This is a genomic window from Micromonospora parva, assembly GCF_040649675.1.
Taxonomy (GTDB): Bacteria; Actinomycetota; Actinomycetes; order Mycobacteriales; family Micromonosporaceae; genus Micromonospora; species Micromonospora parva.
Genome location: NZ_JBEZFX010000006.1, coordinates 25,246 through 44,631 on the forward strand (window position 1 = coordinate 25,246; position 19,386 = coordinate 44,631).

Annotated in this window: 19 protein-coding genes; 14 read left to right on the plus strand and 5 right to left on the minus strand. The window is 71.5% G+C overall.

Annotated features, from left to right (window positions below):
- The first annotated feature begins 246 nt into the window (after positions 1-246).
- The 9 genes from AB0C03_RS16350 (at position 247) to AB0C03_RS16390 (ending at position 9,968) form a co-directional block, all read left to right on the plus strand.
- The gene (locus AB0C03_RS16350) at positions 247-1,584 is read left to right on the plus strand and encodes a cytochrome P450 (RefSeq protein WP_210866748.1); all 1,338 of its coding nucleotides are present in this window, start codon (positions 247-249) and stop codon (positions 1,582-1,584) included.
- Positions 1,581-2,498, plus strand: a complete 918-nt coding sequence (locus AB0C03_RS16355) for a terpene synthase family protein (protein WP_210866727.1) — start codon at positions 1,581-1,583, stop codon at positions 2,496-2,498. The genes AB0C03_RS16350 and AB0C03_RS16355 overlap by 4 nt, the downstream gene beginning before the upstream one ends.
- Positions 2,491-4,107 (plus strand): prenyltransferase/squalene oxidase repeat-containing protein, encoded by a 1,617-nt coding sequence (locus tag AB0C03_RS16360; protein WP_357637468.1) that lies wholly within the window; start codon positions 2,491-2,493, stop codon positions 4,105-4,107. Before AB0C03_RS16355 ends, AB0C03_RS16360 begins: the two co-directional genes overlap by 8 nt.
- Before the next feature lie 124 nt (positions 4,108-4,231).
- Positions 4,232-6,790 carry a nitrate- and nitrite sensing domain-containing protein gene (locus tag AB0C03_RS16365; protein WP_357637471.1) on the plus strand — a complete coding sequence of 853 codons (2,559 nt, stop codon included), beginning with the start codon at positions 4,232-4,234 and terminating at the stop codon, positions 6,788-6,790.
- A gap of 90 nt (positions 6,791-6,880) precedes the next feature.
- Positions 6,881-7,303, plus strand: coding sequence for a roadblock/LC7 domain-containing protein (locus AB0C03_RS16370; protein ID WP_030337269.1), 423 nt, complete (start codon positions 6,881-6,883; stop codon positions 7,301-7,303).
- 5 nt (positions 7,304-7,308) lie between these two features.
- Positions 7,309-7,695: a DUF742 domain-containing protein gene (locus AB0C03_RS16375; protein WP_030337267.1), complete on the plus strand. Its 387-nt coding sequence runs from the start codon at positions 7,309-7,311 to the stop codon at positions 7,693-7,695.
- Complete coding sequence (locus tag AB0C03_RS16380) at positions 7,676-8,287, plus strand: GTP-binding protein (RefSeq protein WP_030337265.1); 612 nt, start codon at positions 7,676-7,678, stop codon at positions 8,285-8,287. Before AB0C03_RS16375 ends, AB0C03_RS16380 begins: the two co-directional genes overlap by 20 nt.
- 86 nt (positions 8,288-8,373) lie before the next feature.
- Positions 8,374-8,709, plus strand: a complete 336-nt coding sequence (locus tag AB0C03_RS16385; RefSeq protein WP_030337264.1) for a YciI family protein — start codon at positions 8,374-8,376, stop codon at positions 8,707-8,709.
- Between the two features lie 29 nt (positions 8,710-8,738).
- The gene (locus AB0C03_RS16390) at positions 8,739-9,968 is read left to right on the plus strand and encodes an RNA polymerase sigma factor (RefSeq protein WP_210861242.1); all 1,230 of its coding nucleotides are present in this window, start codon (positions 8,739-8,741) and stop codon (positions 9,966-9,968) included.
- Between the two features lie 100 nt (positions 9,969-10,068).
- On the opposite strand, the gene AB0C03_RS16395 is transcribed toward AB0C03_RS16390, so the two are convergent.
- The 3 genes from AB0C03_RS16395 to AB0C03_RS16405 form a co-directional block, all read right to left on the minus strand.
- A complete protein-coding gene (locus AB0C03_RS16395; RefSeq protein ID WP_030337260.1) occupies positions 10,069-10,443 on the minus strand; it encodes a type II toxin-antitoxin system VapC family toxin in 375 nt (124 codons plus the stop codon).
- Positions 10,440-10,697: a type II toxin-antitoxin system Phd/YefM family antitoxin gene (locus AB0C03_RS16400; RefSeq protein WP_210861244.1), complete on the minus strand. Its 258-nt coding sequence runs from the start codon at positions 10,695-10,697 to the stop codon at positions 10,440-10,442. Before AB0C03_RS16400 ends, AB0C03_RS16395 begins: the two co-directional genes overlap by 4 nt.
- Positions 10,698-10,803: 106 nt before the next feature.
- Positions 10,804-13,656, minus strand: a complete 2,853-nt coding sequence (locus AB0C03_RS16405) for an aconitate hydratase (RefSeq protein WP_030337255.1) — start codon at positions 13,654-13,656, stop codon at positions 10,804-10,806.
- A 212-nt stretch (positions 13,657-13,868) separates the two neighbouring features.
- Here AB0C03_RS16405 and AB0C03_RS16410 point away from each other — a divergent pair, with 212 nt between their 5' ends.
- Positions 13,869-14,675, plus strand: a complete 807-nt coding sequence (locus tag AB0C03_RS16410) for a DedA family protein (RefSeq protein WP_357637477.1) — start codon at positions 13,869-13,871, stop codon at positions 14,673-14,675.
- An 89-nt stretch (positions 14,676-14,764) separates the two neighbouring features.
- Here the strand turns inward: AB0C03_RS16410 and AB0C03_RS16415 are convergent, their stop codons facing one another.
- Both AB0C03_RS16415 and AB0C03_RS16420 read right to left on the minus strand, forming a co-directional pair.
- Complete coding sequence (locus tag AB0C03_RS16415; protein WP_357637480.1) at positions 14,765-15,427, minus strand: C39 family peptidase; 663 nt, start codon at positions 15,425-15,427, stop codon at positions 14,765-14,767.
- Positions 15,428-16,287: 860 nt separating this feature from the next.
- Positions 16,288-16,476 (minus strand): hypothetical protein, encoded by a 189-nt coding sequence (locus AB0C03_RS16420; RefSeq protein ID WP_036412665.1) that lies wholly within the window; start codon positions 16,474-16,476, stop codon positions 16,288-16,290.
- A 19-nt stretch (positions 16,477-16,495) separates the two neighbouring features.
- Between AB0C03_RS16420 and AB0C03_RS16425 the strand changes: the two genes are divergently transcribed.
- The 4 genes from AB0C03_RS16425 (at position 16,496) to AB0C03_RS16440 (ending at position 19,300) form a co-directional block, all read left to right on the plus strand.
- A complete protein-coding gene (locus AB0C03_RS16425) occupies positions 16,496-17,239 on the plus strand; it encodes a hypothetical protein (RefSeq protein WP_357637483.1) in 744 nt (247 codons plus the stop codon).
- A 37-nt stretch (positions 17,240-17,276) separates the two neighbouring features.
- Positions 17,277-17,666, plus strand: a complete 390-nt coding sequence (locus AB0C03_RS16430) for a DUF6841 family protein (protein WP_030337824.1) — start codon at positions 17,277-17,279, stop codon at positions 17,664-17,666.
- A gap of 98 nt (positions 17,667-17,764) precedes the next feature.
- Positions 17,765-18,451: a hypothetical protein gene (locus AB0C03_RS16435; RefSeq protein WP_030337823.1), complete on the plus strand. Its 687-nt coding sequence runs from the start codon at positions 17,765-17,767 to the stop codon at positions 18,449-18,451.
- Between the two features lie 141 nt (positions 18,452-18,592).
- Positions 18,593-19,300, plus strand: a complete 708-nt coding sequence (locus tag AB0C03_RS16440) for a cellulose binding domain-containing protein (protein WP_030337822.1) — start codon at positions 18,593-18,595, stop codon at positions 19,298-19,300.
- The last annotated feature ends 86 nt before the right edge of the window (positions 19,301-19,386 follow it).

A 19,386-nucleotide genomic window follows, 5' to 3' on the forward strand; every position in this document is an offset into this window, starting at 1 on the left:
CTCAGGATTCGCCAAAACGAAAATATCGACGCCGGTAGGTTTGTGTAGACGGAAATTGCGCTGTCCGCAAGTCTGGAGGTACCCCTCGTTTGGTGAGATGCTTCCCGTCGGCCCAGAAGGTGAAAGTTTCATCAGCCTGTCCGACCGAAGTGGATCGCTGCGGTCGACGGGACGACGAGGAGACGTGGTTCGATGTCGCAGGTGTCCGAGGCGCGCTCCGCCACCGTCAGCACCGAGCCCCGGACGATCCCGGCACGACGCGCGCTGCCCGCGCTGGTCCGTGATCCGCTGGGCGCGCTCGTCGACTTCGCGGATGCCGCCGGCGGCGAGGTCGTCCGGCTCAACCTCGGCTCGTTCCGCCCCTACCTGGTCAGCCATCCTGAGCACCTGCAACGCGTCCTGCGCGACAACGTTGCCAACTACATCCGGGACGGCGACGGGCTGCTCTGGCGACCCGTTCGCCGGATCGTCGGTGACGCCATCCTGGTCGCCGAGGGTGCGGTCTGGGAGTCCAGCCGAGGCGCGCTGCAGCCGTTGTTCACCGCCAAGCGGGCCGAGACGCTCGTCGACAAGATGGCCGAGGCGATCAACGAGGCGGTCGACGAGTGGCTCGAACCGGCCCGCACCGGTCGCCCGATCGACGGCGGCGCCGAACTGACCCGGATCGTCCTGCGTACCACCATGCGGGTGCTCTTCGCCGACCGGATCTCGGTCCCCGACGCGCTGCGGATCAGCGCCGCGCTGGACACCCTCACCACCGCGATGCTCCCGCGACTGGTGATGCCCGCCGTGCCGTACGCGGTGCCGATGCCCCGCGACCGGCAGTTCCGCGAGGCGGTGCGCACCATCGACGAGGTGGTGCTGCCGATCATCCGGCAGGCCCGGGCCCACCCCACCGACGGCGACGACATCATCTCCACCCTCTGCCGGCCGCGCGCCGACGGCAGCGAACCCGACGAGTACGCGATCCGCGGCGACGTGGTCGCGATGTTCTCCACCGCCACGGAGACCACCATCGCCCTGCTCTCCTGGCTGTGGCCGGTGCTGGCGTCCCGCCCCGACGTGGCCGAGCGGATGACCGACGAGATCGAGCAGGTGGTCGGCGCCGAACGGGTCGGCCGCGAGCACCTGCCCCAACTGCGCTACGGCCGGATGGTGCTCGACGAGATGCTGCGGCTCTACCCGGCGGGTTGGATGATCCCGCGCACCGCGGTCGGCGACGACATGCTCGGCGGGGTGCGGATCAAGGCCGGCGGCACCGTGCTGGTCAGCCCGTACGTGACCCAGCGGATGTCGACGTTCTGGGACAACCCGTCGCTCTTCGACCCGGAGCGGTTCGCGCCGGAGCTGCCCCGGCGGCGTTACCGGTACTCCTACTTCCCGTTCGGCGGGGGCCCGCACCAGTGCCTCGGGCAGTACCTGTTCCTGCTGGAGGCCCAACTCATCGTCAGCACCGTGCTGAGCCGCTACCGCTTCCGGCTGCGCGAACCGGTGGGCCTCACCCCTCGGATGGGTGCCTCCCTGCAACCCAAGCAGCGTGCCGAGGTCATCCTCACCGCGGTCGAGCGCCCGGCCGCATCGTGACCGAGACCCCGCGACCGGCACCGGCAGCTCATGACGCGATCGCCGAGCAGGGGCGGGTGTGCGCGCTCGCCGTGCGGGGCGTACGCGACCTGCAGGAAGTTACCGCCGACCATCCCGAGCTGTTCGACGCCGCGCCGTTCGACCCGGCGCTGCTCAGCTCGGTGGCCACCACCGTCGCCTTCATCGCACCCTGGCACAGTGCCGCCGAACTGCGGATCACCACCCGTACCGTGCTCTGGGTCTTCGCCACCGACTGGCAGGTCGACTACCTCGCCCGGTCCGTCGACGACATCCGGAAGGTGGTGACCGACTGCCTCGCGGTGGCCGACGGCGCCACGCCGGCACCCGGGCGGCACCTGGCCCGGCTGCTGGCCGACCTGCGCGACGAGCTGGCCACCGTGCCGGCGTTCGCCCGGCTGCGCCCGATCTGGCGCGACGAGCTGGCCCGGATGCTCGCCGCCATGGCCCGGGAGTGGGACTGGAAGAACCTGCCGACCGACCCGACCACCGGGCGACGCCTGCCGGACCTGGACCGCTACCTGGACAACGCCGACAACTCCGGCAGCTCCTTCGTCAACGTCACCCACTGGATCGCCACCGGCGACGAGAAGACCCTCGCCCAGTTGACCGACCTGCTGGACGCCGGACGTGGCGTGCAGCGGGTGCTGCGGCTGGTCAACGACCTCGCCACCCAGGGGCGCGACGCCGAGTGGGGTGACCTGAACGCCCTCTCGCTGGTCGACGACCCGGCGCAGGTGCACGACCGACTGGCCGAGCTGACCGCCCGGTCCCGGGGGGACCTGGCCGCCCTCGCCGAGCGGTGCCCCCGCCAGGCGGACTACCTCAACCGGCAGATCTCCTTCACCGGCGGCTTCTACCAGCTGTCGGACTTCTGGGGGGTGCGTGATGAGTGACGGTGCCACCCGGGTGTTCGTCGACGCGGCGACCGCGGCCGACCCGGTCGCCGACGCCGCCCGCGAGCTGATCGCCGGGCTCGGCCTGCGGCCGTGGGGGCAGGTCGCCGCCTCGGTGTACGAGACCGGCCGGCTGGTCGCCGTCGCTCCCTGGCTGACCGGGCACCACCAGCGGATCGCGTTCCTGGTGCGCAGCCAACGCCCGGACGGGGCGTGGGGCCCACCCGAGGGGTACGCGCTGGCGCCGACGCTGAGCGCCACCGACGCGTTGCTCGCCGCGCTGGCCGACGGCCGGACCGGAACGGAGCTGCTCGCCCCGGTGGCCGGTGGGCTCGGCGCGCTCGCCGACATGCTGCTCCGCGCCGACGCCCGGACGCTGCCGGACACCCCCGCGTTGGACCTCATCGTTCCGGCGCTGGTCGACACGATCAACGACCGGCTCGCCGGGCTGGAGCGGGCGGTCGCCGACCGGCTGCCCCGCCCGCCGTTGCCGCTGCCCGCCGGGTTGCACCGGGACCGGCTGCGCGCGGTGCGGTCCGCGGTGGCCGCCGGAGCGACGCTGCCACCGAAGGTGGCCCACTTCTACGAGCTGCTGGACGCGGTACCGGCCGACGCCGGCCCCACCCTCACCGCGGTTGGCGCCTCACCCGCGGCGACCGCGGCCTGGCTGACCGCCGTCGGTCCGGCCGCCGGCCCCGCCGCGCACGCCTTCCTGCGGACGTTGATCCGTGACGGGGGTGGTCCGGTGCCCTGCCCGGCACCGATCACCGTCTTCGAGCGAGCGTGGGTGCTGAGCGGCCTGCGCCGCGCCGGCATCGCCGTCAACCCGCCGGCCTCCGTGCTGGAGAGCCTGACCGCCGCCACCGCCGGCCAGGGCATCGCCACCGGTGACGGCCTGCCGACCGACGCCGACACCACGTCGGTGTCCCTCGACGCGTTGGCCCGGCTCGGCCATCCGGCGGACCCGGCCAGCCTGTGGGCGTACGAGACGGCCGACGGTTTCTGCACCTGGCCGGGGGAGGACGGCTTCTCGGTCACCACCAACGCCCACGTGCTGGACGCTTTCGGCCAGCACCTGACCCGGCACCCGGGCGCGGACGCGCGCTACCGCCGGGCCGTCGACCGGCTGAGCGGGGTGCTGGCCGGGCATCAGCGCGCGGACGGCGCCTGGCAGGACCGGTGGCACGCCTCGCCGTACTACGCCACTGCCTGTTGCGTGCTGGCGCTCGCCGAGTTCGGGCGCGGTGCGGCCGCCGCCGAGGCGGTGGACCGGGCTGCTGGCTGGGTGCTGAACAGCCAGCGCCCGGACGGCTCGTGGGGGCGGTGGGACGGCACCGCCGAGGAGACCGCGTACGCCCTGCAGGTGCTGTTGGCGGTGCCGACGACGGTGCCCCGGGTCGACGACGCGGTCGCCCGTGGGCACGCCTACCTGCACGAATCCGCCACCCGGGACCACCGTCCACTGTGGTACGGCAAGGAGCTGTACTGTCCGACAGTGATCGTTCGCGCGGCGGTGCTCGCGGCCTGCCGGTTGGCCACCGATCGGGCCTCCGGCGTGGACCGATCGGTGGTGGATTGCGGTTACCAGGCTACAAAAACAACAACTTGAGGGGTTGTGTGGACACTGCTAGCGTACGCAGAGCCTCAGCCCCGGATGCCCCACCGTGGTGGGACGTCGCCCCCTCTGATCATTCGTTGATGAGCTGAGTCAACGCCCGGCCTGGGACGGTTCAATGCGTTCTCGCGGTACGAGTATCCGCACCAAGGTTGTCGCCCTGCTGCTCTCCCTGGTCGCGCTGTGGATGTTCGCGGCCTGGGTGACCCTGCGCGACGGCTTCAACCTGCTCGGTGTCCAGGTGATCAACAGCAAGGTCTACGCGCCGACCGAGCCGTTGTTGCAGGAGCTCCAGTTGGAGCGGCGGCTGACCCAGGCGTACCTGAGCAACCCCGAGGCCGCGCAGCGGACGGCGCTCGAAGCCGAGCAGCGCAAGAGCGCGGGGCTGGCCGCCGACTTCGCCGACTCGGTGCGTGACTGGCAGGTCGACATCGCCGGCAGTTCCGCACTGGACACGCAGCTCGGTCTGACGATCGCTCAGGTCAACGCGTTGGAGCAGACCCGCGCCGAGGTGCTGGACCGCAAGATCGACCGGGTCGCCGCCGCCGAGGCGTACACCTCCGCGATCGAGTCGATCTTCCAGATCTACGACGTGACCGGCAGCCTGGACGACAAGCAGATCGCCGGCGAGGCGGCAGCCCTGATCCAGCTCAACCGGATGAAGGAGCTGATCTCCCAAGAGGACGCGCTGCTCAGCGGGCTCTTCGGCAACGGCCGGATGAGCGGGCCGGAGTACGCCCGCTACGTCAGCCTGGTCGCCGCCGAGCGGTTCCTCGGCGACGAGGTCCGGACCCGCCTCGCCGACGCCGACGAGCGCCGCTTCCGGCAGCTCGTCAGCGGGGAGGCGTTCACCAGACTGCGCGCCGTACAGGACAGCATCATCCGCGAGGGCCGGCCGTCGACCCAGCTACCGATCGGCGCCGAGCAGTGGCGGGGCACCGTCGAGCCGGCGTTGACCGAGGTGAACGACGCCGTCACCGCCGGCGGTGAGGGCATCGTTGATCGAGCCACCGGCGTGGCCGTGATGGTCGTCGTCCGACTGGTGCTCGCCACCGGTCTGGGTCTGCTCGCCGTCATCGCCTCCGTCGTCATCTCGATCACCACCGCGCGGAACCTGCTGCGCCAGCTGGACCGGCTGCGGGAGGCCGCCTGGCAGCTCGCCGACGAACGGCTGCCCCGGGTGGTGGAGCGGCTCGGGCGCGGCGAGGAGGTCGACGTGGCCACCGAGGCGCCCCCGCTGGAATTCGGCACCGACGAGATCGGGCAGGTCGGTAAGGCGTTCAACGCCGTTCAGGAGACCGCGCTGCGGACCGCCGTCGAGCAGGCCGACCTGCGTCGCAACGTCCGCGAGGTCTTCCTCAGCCTGGCCCGACGCACGCAGGCACTCGTACACCGTCAGCTCACCCTGCTCGACGCGATGGAGCGCCGCGAACACGACGCGGAGGAGCTGGAGGATCTGTTCCGGGTCGACCACCTGGCCACCCGGATGCGGCGCAACGCGGAAAACCTGATCGTGCTCTCCGGCTCCACCCCCGGTCGGGCCTGGCGGCGCAACGTCCCGATGGTCGACGTGGTGCGCGGCGCCGTGGCCGAGGTGGAGGACTACACCCGGGTCAACGTGCTGCCGCTCGGGCCGGTCTCGCTCGCCGGCCGCGCGGTCGGCGACGTCATCCACCTGCTGGCCGAGCTGATCGAGAACGGCCTGTCGTTCTCCCCGCCACACACGACCGTCGAGGTCCGCGGCCAGCTGGTCTCCAACGGGTTCGCCCTCGAGATCGAGGACCGGGGCCTCGGCATGAGCGAGGAGGACCTGGCCGCGGCGAACCACCGGATCGTCGACCAGTCCGAGCTGAACCTCGCCAACGCCGCCCGCCTCGGGCTCTACGTGGTGAGCCGGCTGACCGAACGGCACGGCGTGCGGGTCCGGCTCAAGGAGTCCGCGTACGGGGGCACCACGGCGGTCGTGCTGATCCCGCTGGAGCTGGTCACCGAGGCCGACGCCTCCCCGGAGGACTCGGGCTCGTTCCGGGCCGGTTCGGCCATCCCGATGCCGTCGACGCCGGCCACGGAGAGCGGCAGCCCAACCTCCCTCGCACCGGTCGCCCTCGCCGCACCGACGACCACCGCGCCGGACGTGGCCGCGACGTCGTCGGCGCCGACGCCAACCGACACCACCACCCCGACGTCGGACGAGGAGGCCGAGGCGGACACCGTTCTCCCCACCCGACAGCGGACCACCCCGACGACCGGCACACCCGACCTGCCCACCCGCGCCCGGCGCGGCCCGGGTCAGCCAGCCCTGGAAGCCCCGACCGTGCCCACCGGCCTGCCCGCCGTCGAGCGCACCCGCCCGGAGACCCGCGACGCGGAGTCGGTCGCGGCTGGTGACGGTGGCCCGGTGCCCGCCCGCGCCGACGCGGAGCGGACCGACTCCGGCCTGCCCGTCCGGGTCCGACAGGCGAACATCGTTCCCGAGTTGCGAGACGACCCGGCGATGTCGGAGACCGACGACGAGGATGTGGTGCGCCCACCGGAGCAGGTCCGCCGGATGATGAGTTCCTACCAGACCGGCACCCGGCGTGGGCGAACCGACGCGGCTCGGCTGCTCGGCGGCGCCTCCGGCACCCCGGCGGCGACGCCGTCCGAGCCGACCGACGAGGATCCACAAGCGACCTGACCGAGCACCGATGACGCGGGTTCCCGCGCGGTGTGACGGTCAAGCCCCAAACGAACACGGCGCACAGCCGGGCGAGAAGAGGACGACGAAGTGACCCAGAAGACGGCTTCGAGCGCCGACCTGACGTGGTTGCTGGATGACCTGGTGGGCCGGGTGAAGCAGGCCGAACACGCGGTCGCGCTCTCCACCGACGGCCTCTTGATGGCCTCCTCCCAGGGGTTGAGCCGAGACGACGGCGAGCACCTCGCGGCGATGGCGGCCGGCATCCAGAGCCTCGCCCGAGGCGCCGGCAAGCGTTTCGGTGGCGGGCAGGTGCAGCAGACCATCATCGAGATGCAGTCGTCGTTCCTGTTCGTCACCGCGGCCGGCCGCAACGCCTGCCTGGCGGTGCTGGCCACCGAGGACGCCGACGTCGGTCTGATCGCCTACGAGATGGCGATGCTGGTCACCCGCGTCGGCAAGTACGTCGCATCACCATCGCGTGGCACTGATCAGCAGGTCGGCGAGAGGTAACGGCGATGACGGTCCAGGGGGAGTCCGCAGACCATCAGTGGGTGGATGACCATGCGGGTCCGGTGGTGCGCCCGTACGCGGTGACGCGCGGTCGGGCCCGCCCGGTCACCGGCACATTCGACCTGATCTCCCTGGTCACGGCGACCCGAGCCGAGGTCACGCCCGAGGTGGGTCTCGGCCCCGAGCATTTGGCGATCGTCGGGCTGTGCCAACGCATACAGTCCGTCGCCGAGATCGCCGCCCATCTCGACCTGCCGGTGGGCACCATCCGGGTGCTCCTCGGTGATCTGGCAGCCCGCAGCCTGGTGCAGGTCCGCGAGCCGCAGACCACGGCCGGTCTTCCCGACAACAGCATCTTCGAGGCGGTAATCAATGGACTACGGGCACTCTGACCGGCCGGCGGGAGCGACGCCACTGCCCACCGCGATCAAGATTCTGGTCGCGGGCGGCTTCGGCGTGGGCAAGACGACCATGGTTGGCGCGGTCAGCGAAACCCGGCCGTTGCGGACCGAGGAGGTGCTGACGGAGTCGGGGGTCGGCATCGACGACCTCTCCGGTGTGGAAGGCAAGACCACCACCACCGTGGCCATGGACTTCGGCCGGATCACCATCAGCGACGACCTGGTGCTGTACCTGTTCGGCACTCCGGGACAGGACCGGTTCTGGTTCGTCTGGGACGAGTTGGCGTTGGGGGCGATCGGCGCCGTGGTGCTGGCCGACACCCGCCGGCTCGCCGACTGCTTCCCCTCGATCGACTACTTCGAGGGTCGCGGCACGCCCTTCGTGGTGGCGGTGAACTGCTTCCAGGGCGCGCGGACGTACCGGCTCGACGAGGTGCAGGCCGCGCTGAACCTGGACCCGGGCGTGCCGGTGCTGCTCTGCGACGCCCGGCAGCGTGAGTCCAGCAAGGAGGTGCTCGTCACGCTGATGGAGCACGCCATGAAGACCCGCGAGGCCCGCCGCCGCGCCGCCAGCGGAGACTGACCCGAGGTTTTTCGGGGGAGGGTGTCCGGAACGCTGTCGGCCGATCGTCATGCTGGTGATACCCCGAGAAACAAGGGAGCGACCAGATGAAGTTCATGATGTTCGTGTGCAGCGACGCCGAGCCGGACACCGACCCCACCGAGTTGCCCGACATCCACAAGTGGGTGGCGGAGAACGACTCACGGGGTCGCCGCCTGACCGGCGACGCGCTGGCGCCGACCAGCGCGGCCACCACCGTCCGGGTTCGCGGCGGTGAACTGCTCGTCTCCGAGGGCCCGTTCGCGGAGACCGCCGAGGTGATCGTGGGCTTCGACCTGCTCGACTGCGCCGACCTGGACGAGGCGATCGAGGTGGCCCGCACGCACCCGATGGCCCGCGAGGGGCGGCTGGAACTGCGCCCGTTCGCGGACCTGCCCGACTGACGACGATGTTCACCTCGCAGCGCCGGCCGATGCCTACCCAGGCACCGGCCGGCGCGGCGGCGGCCGTCGCGGCCGCCAGCGTCGAGGCGTACCCCCGGATCGTCGCGACCCTGATCCGGGTGACCGGGGACTGGTCGTTGGCCGAGGACTGTGCCCAGGAGTCGTTGACCGCCGCGCTGGAGCGCTGGCCCGCCGACGGTGTGCCCGCCAACCCGGGCGGCTGGCTGATGACGGTGGCGCGTAACCGGGCGATCGACGTGCTGCGCCGCGCCACCGTGGAACGACGCAAGCTGCACGACCTGGCGTTGCTCACGCCGGATGAGGCGTCGCCGGAGCCGGAGGTGGGCCAGGACGTGGTGGACGACCGGCTGCGGCTCATCTTCACCTGCTGCCATCCGGCGCTCGCGATCGAGGCCCGGGTGGCGTTGACGTTGCGAACGGTCTGCGGCGTGCCGACCGCCGACATCGCCCGCCTCCTGCTGGTCAGCGAGTCGACGATGACCCGCCGGTTGACCCGGGCCCGCACCCGCATCACCCAGGCGGGCATCCCGTACCGGGTGCCGAGCGGGCCGGCGCTGACCGAGCGACTACCCGGCGTCCTCGCCGTGCTGTACCTGCTGTTCACCCGGGGCTACGTCGCCGACGGCGAACCGGCGTTCGCCGACGAGGCGGTCCGGCTGGCCCGGCTGCTCGACCGGCTGATGCCCGAGCAGTCCGAGGTCGCCGCGCTGCTGGCGCTGTTCCTGTTCCACCACTCCCGTCGGGATGCCCGCCGCGACGCCGCCGGCACCCTGCTCACCCTGCACCGGCAGGACCGCGACCGGTGGGACCGCGCCGCCATCGCCGAGGGCCTGGCCACCCTCGATCGGGTACGCCACGACGGGCCGTACGCGTGGCAGGCCCGGATCGCCGCCTGCCACGCCACCGCCGTCTCGGTCGACGACACCGACTGGCCGACGATCGCGCGGGCCTACGACGCGCTGGCTGCCCTCCGCCCCTCGCCGGTGATCGCGCTCAACCGCGCGGTAGCGCACGGGTACGCGTACGGGCCGGCCGTCGGGCTGGCCCTGCTCGACGCGGCACGAGCCGGGGGCGGACTGGGCGGCTATCCGCTCGCCGTGGCGGTGGAGGCCGACCTGGTGGCCCGGCAGGGTGACCGGTTGCGCGCGGCCAGCCTGTTCCGGGAGGCGGCGACGGCGGTCGCTTCGACCGCCGAGCGCCGTGCCCTGCTCGGCCGGGCTGACGAACTGGCCGGGTAGGCCGGCGGGGTCCAGCCGGGCCCGGCCAGCACCAGGAATCGGGTCCAGACCGCGAGGCCCTGGTCGACCGGGCCGACGACCTCATCCGCGAGGCTGACAGTCACGCCACAAGGATCGGTACGTCGTACTTGTGGATGCGGTCGTCCCGGGTGACCAGGGTCAGCCCCTCGTGCAGGGCCTGCGCGACAAGCATCCGGTCGAAGGGGTCCCGGTGGATCGCCGGCAGCCGACCAGCCGCGATGGCGTGATCGTGGAGGATCGGGAGTTCCCGCAGTTCGGCGTCACGAATCCGCTCGGCGAGGTCGGCAGGGCCGGCCAACTTGCCCAGCGACTGTTTGATCGCGACCTCCCACAGCGTGACCGGGCTCAGATACACATCGGGTTCGGCGTCGATGCGGTCCTTGACGTCCGTGGCGAGCCCCGGGTCGTCGGTCAACCACCAGAGCACCACGTGCGTGTCGAGCAAGAGCCTCATCCGGACAGCCCGAAGTCGCGAGCAACCTCGTCGTTGACCTCGTCGGAATCCCAGTCTCCGGTGAGATCCAGCGCACCGCGCAGAGAGCCGCGACCAGTGCGTGTCGTACGACGAAGAGGAATGACTTTGGCGACCGGGGTACCGGCCCGACTGATCACGATTTCCTCGCCGTGCTCGACCCGTTCGATGATGCGTGACAGGTTCGTCTTCGCATCGTGGATGTTGAACTGTGCCGCAGCTTCACCGGCCACCATGACACCTCCTTAGCTAAGAGGTTAGCCCGGGGCGGGGTGTCGGGACGGGAACGACGCAGGCTCCCTCCCGCCGAAGGGCGGGAGGGAGCCTGGTGACATCGGTACGTCAGCTGGCGATCATGCGGCGCAGCACGAACTGCAGGATGCCGCCGTGCCGGTAGTAGTCCGCCTCGCCCGGGGTGTCGATCCGCACCACAGCCTCGAACTCGACGCCGGTGTCGGTGGTGACAGTCACCGTGCGCGGGGTCTCGCCGTCGTTGAGCGCGGTCACCCCGGTGATGCTGAACGTCTCGGTGCCGGTCAGGCCGAGCGACTCGGCGGTGACGTCCACCGGGAACTGCAGCGGCAGCACGCCCATGCCGATCAGGTTGGAGCGGTGGATCCGCTCGTACGACTCGGCGATGACCGCCCGGACGCCCAGCAGCATCGTGCCCTTGGCCGCCCAGTCCCGCGACGAACCCGAGCCGTACTCCTTGCCGGCCAGGATGACCAGCGGGATGCCGGCCTCCTGGTAGGCCATCGAGGCGTCGTAGATCGAGGTCTGCTCGCCGGTGAGGTGGTTGACGGTGAAGCCGCCCTCCACCCCCGGAACCAGCTGGTTGCGCAGCCGGATGTTGGCGAAGGTGCCCCGGATCATCACCTCGTGGTTACCCCGGCGGGAACCGTACGAGTTGAACTCGTGGCGCGGCACGCCGTGCTCGGCCAGGTACGTGCCGGCCGGGGAGTCCGCCTTGATCGCACCGGCCGGCGAGATGTGGTCGGTGGTCACCGAGTCACCCAGCTTGGCCAGCACCCGGGCGGCGGAGATGTCGACGACCGGGCTCGGCTCCTGCTGCATGCCCTCGAAGTACGGGGGCTTGCGCACGTAGGTGGAGTCGTCCGCCCAGGCGAACGTGTCGCCGGTCGGGGTGGGCAGCGACTGCCAGCGCTCGTCACCGGCGAAGACGTCCGAGTACGCGGCGCTGAACCCGGTGGCGCCGATCGCCTGGGCGATGACGTCCTGAATCTCGGCGCTGTTCGGCCAGATCTCCCGCAGGTACACCGGGTTGCCCTCGGAGTCCTCACCGATCGGCTCGTTGGCCAGGTCGATGTCCATCGTGCCGGCCAGGGCGTACGCGACAACCAGCGGCGGCGACGCCAGGTAGTTCATCTTGACGTCCGGGTTGATCCGGCCCTCGAAGTTCCGGTTGCCGGAGAGCACCGAGACCACCGACAGGTCGTGCTCGTTGACCGCGGCGGACACCTCCTCGGGCAGCGGGCCCGAGTTGCCGATGCAGGTGGTGCAGCCGTAGCCGACCAGGTTGAAGCCGAGCTTGTCCAGGTACGGCGTGAGGCCGGCCCGCTCGTAGTAGTCCATGACGACCTTCGAGCCCGGGGCCAGGGTGGTCTTCACCCACGGCTTGCGGCTCAGGCCCTTCTCCACGGCGTTGCGGGCCAGCAGCGCGGCACCGATCATCACCTGCGGGTTGGACGTGTTGGTGCAGGACGTGATCGCGGCGATCACCACGGCGCCGTGGTCCAGCTCGTACTCGACGCCGTCGGCGCCGGTGACCCGGACCGGGTTGGTGGCCCGGCCACCCGCGCCGACCGCCGCCGTCTCCAGGTCACGCGGCTCGTCGGCCGGGTCGCTGAACTCGTTGGCCGGCGGGTCGCTGGCCGGGAAGGACTCGGCGCTGGCCTCGTCGGCCGGGCCATTGGCGCCGCGCGGCAGCTCCTCGCGGGGGACACCCGGCTTGATGTCACGCTCGTTGGTGGAGTCGTCGGCCACGTAGTCGGTCAACGCCGAGCGGAACAGCGTCTTCGCCGCGCCCAACGGCACCCGGTCCTGCGGGCGCTTCGGGCCGGCGAGCGACGGCTCGATGGTGCTGAGATCCAGCTCCAGGCGCTCGGAGTACTCCGGCTCGGCGTCCGGGTCGTGCCAGAGGCCCTGCTCCTTGGCGTACGCCTCGACGAGCGCGACCTGCGCGGCGTCGCGGCCGGTCAGCTCCAGGTAGCGGATGGTCTCACCGTCGATCGGGAAGATCGCCACGGTGGAGCCGTACTCCGGGGACATGTTGCCGATGGTGGCCCGGTTGGCCAGCGGCACGGCGCTCACGCCCGGGCCGTAGAACTCGACGAACTTGCCGACCACACCGTGCTTGCGCAGCATCTCGGTGATGGTCAGCACCAGGTCGGTGGCGGTGGTGCCGGCCGGCATCTCGCCGTGCAGCTTGAAGCCCACCACACGGGGGATCAGCATGCTGACCGGCTGGCCGAGCATCGCGGCCTCGGCCTCGATGCCGCCGACGCCCCAGCCCAGCACGCCCAGGCCGTTGACCATGGTGGTGTGCGAGTCGGTGCCGACGACGGTGTCCGGGTACGCCTGGCCGCCCCGCTCCATGATCGTGCGGGCCAGGTACTCGATGTTGACCTGGTGCACGATGCCGGTGCCCGGCGGGACGACCTTGAACTCGTTGAACGCGGTCTGGCCCCAGCGCAGGAACTGGTAGCGCTCCTTGTTGCGCTCGTACTCCAGCTCGACGTTGCGGGCGAACGCGTCCTCGCGGCCGAACAGGTCGGCGATGACCGAGTGGTCGATGACCAGCTCGGCGGGGGCGAGGGGGTTGACCTTGCTGGCGTCGCCGCCCAGCTCGCGGACGGCCTCGCGCATGGTGGCCAGGTCGACCACGCAGGGCACACCGGTGAAGTCCTGCATCAGCACCCGTGCCGGGGTGAACTGGATCTCCACGCTCGGGGCGGCGGTGGAGTCCCACCCGCCGAGCTGGCGGATGTGGTCGGCGGTGATGTTCGCGCCGTCCTCGGTCCGCAGCAGGTTCTCCAGCAGGATCTTCAGGCTGTACGGCAACCGGGCGTGGCCGTCCACCTTGTCGATCTTGAAAATCTCGTAGCTCGCGTCTCCGACGCGTAGCTGGGTCTTCGCACCGAAGGTGTCGAGGCTCGCCACGTCGTACTCCTTCACACCAGCGACCGTGAGTAGTCCTGAGCAGTCTGTCGCACCGGTCGGGGTGCCGCCGAGGTTAGGTGACACTTACCGCCGATTCCGCTTCCAACAAAACCGTACGTCCGTCTTGCTATATGTGCAACCCGGCGTACCGACCCGGCGGGCCCACGACCGCACCGCGCCGACAGACCGGCGGGGTAGGGTCGGGAACCGATCGGAAGGGGTGCCGAGTGATCGACGTTCAGCACTGGCTCTCGGCGCTGCCTCCAGGCGTGGTCTACCTGCTCGTCGCCGCAGTGATCGGCGTGGAGAGCATGGGCGTCCCCCTGCCCGGCGAAATCGTCCTGGTCAGCTCCGCACTGCTCGCCGCCACCGGCGTGGTGGAACCGGAGTGGGTGGCCACCGCGGCGGCGTTCGGCGCCATCGTCGGCGACTCCATCGGGTACGCCATCGGCAGACGCGGCGGCCGTCCGCTGCTCGTCCGGCTGGGCAGGCGCTTCCCCAAACACCTGGGCCCGGCGCAACTCGCCCGCGCCGAACAGAGCTTCGCGCGGCACGGCGTCTGGGCGGTCTTCTTCGGTCGGTTCGTGGCACTGCTGAGGATCCTGGCCGGGCCGCTCGCCGGGGCGCTGCACGTGCCGTACCGCCGCTTCCTGGTGGCCAACGCCGCCGGCGGGTTGGTCTGGGCCTTCGGCACGACGTACCTGCTCTACTCGGTGGGTCGCGCGGCCGAACACTGGCTGAAGGACATCTCCTGGGCCGGGCTGGTCCTCGCGGTGCTCGCCGGGCTCGGCAGCACCTGGTGGCTACGCCGACGCGCTCAGCGCATCGAGGCGGCCGACGCCGGCAGTGGCCCGGCCAACGCCGGCAGTGGCCCGGAAGTGGCCGAGGTGGCCGCCGGCTACGGTGGCCCCGGGCGGTCGGTCGGCTGGGGTGGCCCCCGACCTCGGTCCGGTCCGTGTCGACCCGGTTCGTGTCGACCCCGTCCGCGCGGGCGACGAGCACTGACCTTTGGCGCTGACCTCTGGACATGCTGAAGGGCCGGGCCCCGTGGTGGGGTCCGGCCCTTCGGCGGTGTGCTGGGGTGCTGGTGTGCTGGTGTGCTGTGCAGCTGGTGTGCTGTGGGTCAGCTGGTGGCGTAGCCGCGGGTGGCGATCCAGTCGGCGAGGTGCTCGACGGTGACCTCGTAGGAGGCGGTGTTCGGGTTGGCGGAGTCGGCGATCTTGACGGTGTTGCCGTTGTCGCGGTAGCCGACGACGCTGATGTAGTGCCCGCCCTCGAAGGAGTGGGTGTTGCCGTCGGTGTCGGTGGTGGTGCCGGCGATGTTGGCGACCACGGCCCGGCCGTCGTCGACGGTCTTCACAACGTCGGCGCGCAGCTGGTCGGTCTGCTTGTCATCCGCGGCGGGCGTGCTGATCTCCACCGACCGGTAGGCGTCGTTCTTACCGGTCTCCTTGTTCAACACCGGGGTGATGTCGTTGATGGAGTTGGTGCCGGCTTCGGTGGTGCCCATTTCCTTGGCCATGGCGTCGACGCTGATGTCCTTGCCCTGCACGGACAGGGCGTTACGGGCGGCGGCGGGGCCGCAGTAGTAGAAGTTCGGCTGGGCCTCGTAGCGCACGCCGAGCTGACGCTCACCGGCGGGCTGGCGGTCGGTCTGGGTCTGCGACGCCGGCTTGCTGGTGTTCGGGGCGGCGAAGGCGGTGGTGACGGGGCCGGCGATGGCGCCGCCGGTGAAGGCGAGACCGGCGGCGGTCAGGGCGGTCTTACGGATCAGATCGGTACGCATGATGGCGTGCTCCTCTGCATCGGGGGTGTTTCCGCACGAGCACTGAACGCGGGGGGTCACGAGCACTGAACGCGGGGGGTGTGGCCGTGCGGGGAGGTTCGTGGCGGCCCGGCGACCCGCTGGGGTCGGCGTCGGGACAGGGTGTAACGGTTCGCGGTGGCGGGTCATTCCGCCTGCCCAGCGGCCCTGTTGTGATGCCGGGCCTGGCTGGTTCCGCCTACCTGGGGCCGGCCGGTGGTGCTCGGGCCTGGCTGGTTTCGCCTACCTGGGGCCGGCCGGTGGTGCTTGACCGTGCGGGGGGTGTAACCGTGGCAGCCGGGCGGGTGTTCCCGGCGGCTGCCCTCCACCGGGCCGGGGCGCGGTGGTCTGCCAGGTATAACGACCCGGCCCGGTCGGCGATTCCGCCGTCGGGGTGGCACCGACCACCCGACATCCCCGCCCAAACCGGACACCGGTGCCTGCCGGGATGCCCCGACATGACGGACGAACGGGATGATCGACTCGGGTTCCTGAAAACCGCGCTGTCCCGGGGCCCGGGAAGCCCCGACTTCATGAAAGCCGAGTGGATCACGCCCGTCTGCGCCATTTGCGCCCGCTCGACCGGGGCCGACGCGGGGAGACAGTGCCTGACGGAACCGGGCGACTTGGCCGGACCCGGTCCCACCCTTGGGTCACGCCGCGGCCCCGTTCGCCCGCCGGGCCGTCCGCCCGTTCGCCCGGGTCGGCTGTCTGCCCGGGTCGGCTTCTGCCCGGGTCGTTCGTCGGGTCGTTCGCCGGGTTGTTCGCCCGTTTGCCCAAGTCGGTTGGTCGCCGGGTGGCCCGCCGGGTTGCCCCGCCGACTCTCTACAGGGGACGGTCGGTCAGGCGGGGTCGGCGGGCTTCGCCGCGTCGTTGGCCTGGGCGTGCCGCTCCAGGAGTCGCTGCCGGATCTCCTCCGGGGTGTACGCGCGCCGACGCCGTTCGGCCCGCGCGATGACCACACCGGAGGCCGCGACGCCGGCGAGCCCGGCCAGCCCGAGAACCTTCCACCACCGCATTCGTTGCCGCATCGGCCTAGGCTAGTCCCTCATGAGCATCAGCCTGGACGAGGCCGTCGAGTTGACCCGCACCGGTGACGTGTGGGTTTTCCGGGGTCGCAGCGTGCCGGACCGGGCCATCCAGTTCACCACCAACAGCCCGGTGAACCACGTCGGGATGGCGGTGGTGTTGGACGACATGCCGCCGCTGATGTGGCACGCGGAGCTGGGCAGGTCGTTGCCGGACCTGTGGTCGGGCACCCACCAGCGCGGCGTGCAGCTGCACGACCTGCGGGACGCGGTCTGCGTCTGGGCCAACCGGTACGGCCAACGGGCCTGGCTGCGACAGCTCGACCCGCCCGCCGACGGGGAGATGGAACGGGCGGTGCTGCGGACGATCGCGCGGTTGGACGGCACACCGTTCCCGTCGACAGCGCAGCTGGCGTGGCGCTGGGTGCGTGGTCGGGTGCCGACGCTGCCCCTGCCCGGCCGGCCAGCACCTCGGCGAAACCCGGCGACCCCGGCGATCCCTGCCGGCCCGGCCGGATCGGCGGGTGAGCGGGACCAGGCGACCCCGGCCAGTCCGGCCGGATCGGCGGGCGAGCGGGACCGGGCGCTGGAGACGGCGTACTGCGCCGAGGTGGTGGCGGTGACCTACGAGGCCATGGGGTTGCTGCCGGCGGGGCGGCGTCCGAACTGGTACGACCCGGGGCGGTTCTGGAGTGGTGACGACCTCGGTCTGGCCGCCGACGCCCGGTTGGGGTCGGAGATCGAGGTACGGGTGCCGCCGCGCTGAGGTTTGACCCGGGCGGTGACCGGCAATTGCTGTGACCGTGAACGCCTCCACGGATCTTGACACGTTGGCCGACTTCTTCGACCGGTACGGCGTGGCGCTGACCTCCGGCGATCTGCCGGCCATCGCCGGCTGTTACGCCCTGCCGGGGCTGGTGGTGGCCGACACGTACAGCTTCTCGTTCACCACCGCGGCGGCGGTGGCGCTGTCCTTCGTGGGCGCCGCGCCGGACTACCAGGACCGGGAGCTGGTCGCGGCCCACGCCCGGATCGAGGACGTGCAGCCGGTGTCCGCGCTGTTGACGATGGTGGCGGTGGAGTGGGAGTTCCTGGACAGTCGGGGGCAGTCAGTGCCCGGGGAGCGGTACCGCTACCTGTTGCGTACCTCCGATGAGGGGCCACTGATCTGCACGGTCGTCCGGACGGGTTGACCGACCGGGGCCGGTCGGTCCGATCCGTACCCGCCAGGTTCCCGGTCCGCGTGGCGCTGGCTACGCTGTCGCGTCGGTGGGGGACGAGGGGAGACCTGATGGCGGTGCGGCCGGACGGTGCGGCAGATTCGCGGGCGGCGCGGGTGTTGGTGTCGGTGCCGTGGATCGTGGTGCTGCTCGGTGTGTGCGCGCTGGTGGTGCTCCTGGTGGTGGCGCTGTTGTCGTTCCGGGGCAGGGAGCACGACGCCGGGCCGCAGGCAGCGCCTCCGGCGTTCCTGCCGACCGTGCCGGCGGGAGCATCCACCACCGGCGGGCCGACCCCGGCCGCTGTGGAGCGGCGCTCGGTGTCGCCGCGACCGTCACGCAGCAGTCGGTCACCGTCCCCGTCGCCGCGGCCCACGATGACCGGCTCGCCGACGCCGGGGCGGACGAGCGTGCTGTCCGCGCCGACGACACCGGCGGAGGACCCCGTCAGCGCCCGCTACCAGGTCGGCACGAACGGCTGGAACGGGGAGTCGGCGATCCTGTCGATCGCCAACACGTCGAGCCGGTCGGTGGACTGGCAGGTGGAGTTGGCGTTCGACGACGACACCTGGTCGCTGCGAGTCGGTGACGACTCGGGCGTCTCGGTACGGGGGCGCGGGGACGGCGAGTTCGTGGTGCGCGGCACCCGTTCGCTGGAACCGGGCGACTCCCGGACGCTGCGGCTGCGCGTCGGCCTGGGTGAGTCGGCGCAGCGACCGCGAACGTGCACGATCAACGGGGTCGACTGCCGGATCGGCTGAGCCGCGGCCGGGTCGGTGGCCGGCGACGCCGTACGGCCGAGGCTTACCGCCCGGGCGCCGATCGCTACGCCGCGTGGCCGAGGCTTTCCGGCCTGGGCCGCCGATCGCTACGCTGCGCGGACGATCCGCTGAGGGAGGTACATGTCCGGCATGCGCCGCCGTGCTCCGCGTCCGCCGCACGGTCCGGTCGCGATCGCATCGTCGCCCTGGATCGTGGTGGGTGCCGGTGTCGTCGTGATGGTGGTCCTGCTCTTCGTGGCGCTGGGCGCGTACCGGGGACGCACCCCGGCGCCGGACGGCGCGCAGCCGCCGGCGCTGCCGGTGCCGTCCGTGGCGGCGGCGCCGAGCGTGCCCACGTCGGTGCCGTCCACGGTGCCGTCTCCGGCGCCGGTGCTGCCGGGGTTGTCCGGGCGGGCCAGCGGGCTGCCGCCGAGCGCCGCGGCCGGTTCCGGTTCACCGTCGGCAGTTCCGACGGTCGCTGCGACCGGGCGGCCGACGGTGACCCGGTCGCCGACCCGGGCGGCACCGGGGCAGCCGGGGATGGCCGGGCGGTACCGGGTGGTGCAGAGCTTCGACGGCGGTTTCATCGGCGAGGTGGCGATGGTGAACACGTCCGCCCAGAGCCGCGGCTGGACGGTGCGGTTGGAGTTCTCCGGTGGACGGTTGGTGACCGCCTGGGTGGAGGGCGTCCCGCAGGGGACGATCCGGCAGGGCGATGACGGCTTCACGTACGTCAGCGGGGTCGAGGTGTCGGCCGGCGGTTCGGTGTCGCTGCGGTTCCACATGGAGCGGACGTCCAGCGCGCCACGGGAGTGCACTGTGGACGGGGTGCGCTGCAGCGGCCTCTGAGCGGCGATTTCGCAAGGTTGCTGCTTTGTTGCGACCACGTTTGCAAGGTATTGCAGAATGTTTCGGCAAGGGTTAGCGTGCGGCCA

Excerpts from the sequence above, each read along its gene's own strand:
- AB0C03_RS16360 (WP_357637468.1), top strand. The coding sequence starts at position 2,491 with ATGAGTGACGGTGCCACCCGGGTGTTCGTCGACGCGGCGACCGCGGCC.
- AB0C03_RS16365 (WP_357637471.1), top strand. The coding sequence starts at position 4,232 with ATGCGTTCTCGCGGTACGAGTATCCGCACCAAGGTTGTCGCCCTGCTG.
- AB0C03_RS16375 (WP_030337267.1), top strand. The coding sequence starts at position 7,309 with ATGACGGTCCAGGGGGAGTCCGCAGACCATCAGTGGGTGGATGACCAT.
- AB0C03_RS16380 (WP_030337265.1), top strand. The coding sequence starts at position 7,676 with ATGGACTACGGGCACTCTGACCGGCCGGCGGGAGCGACGCCACTGCCC.
- AB0C03_RS16385 (WP_030337264.1), top strand. The coding sequence starts at position 8,374 with ATGAAGTTCATGATGTTCGTGTGCAGCGACGCCGAGCCGGACACCGAC.
- AB0C03_RS16390 (WP_210861242.1), top strand. The coding sequence starts at position 8,739 with ATGCCTACCCAGGCACCGGCCGGCGCGGCGGCGGCCGTCGCGGCCGCC.
- AB0C03_RS16395 (WP_030337260.1), bottom strand. The coding sequence starts at position 10,443 with ATGAGGCTCTTGCTCGACACGCACGTGGTGCTCTGGTGGTTGACCGAC.
- AB0C03_RS16400 (WP_210861244.1), bottom strand. The coding sequence starts at position 10,697 with ATGGTGGCCGGTGAAGCTGCGGCACAGTTCAACATCCACGATGCGAAG.
- AB0C03_RS16415 (WP_357637480.1), bottom strand. The coding sequence starts at position 15,427 with ATGCGTACCGATCTGATCCGTAAGACCGCCCTGACCGCCGCCGGTCTC.
- AB0C03_RS16420 (WP_036412665.1), bottom strand. The coding sequence starts at position 16,476 with ATGCGGCAACGAATGCGGTGGTGGAAGGTTCTCGGGCTGGCCGGGCTC.
- AB0C03_RS16425 (WP_357637483.1), top strand. The coding sequence starts at position 16,496 with ATGAGCATCAGCCTGGACGAGGCCGTCGAGTTGACCCGCACCGGTGAC.
- AB0C03_RS16435 (WP_030337823.1), top strand. The coding sequence starts at position 17,765 with ATGGCGGTGCGGCCGGACGGTGCGGCAGATTCGCGGGCGGCGCGGGTG.
- AB0C03_RS16440 (WP_030337822.1), top strand. The coding sequence starts at position 18,593 with ATGTCCGGCATGCGCCGCCGTGCTCCGCGTCCGCCGCACGGTCCGGTC.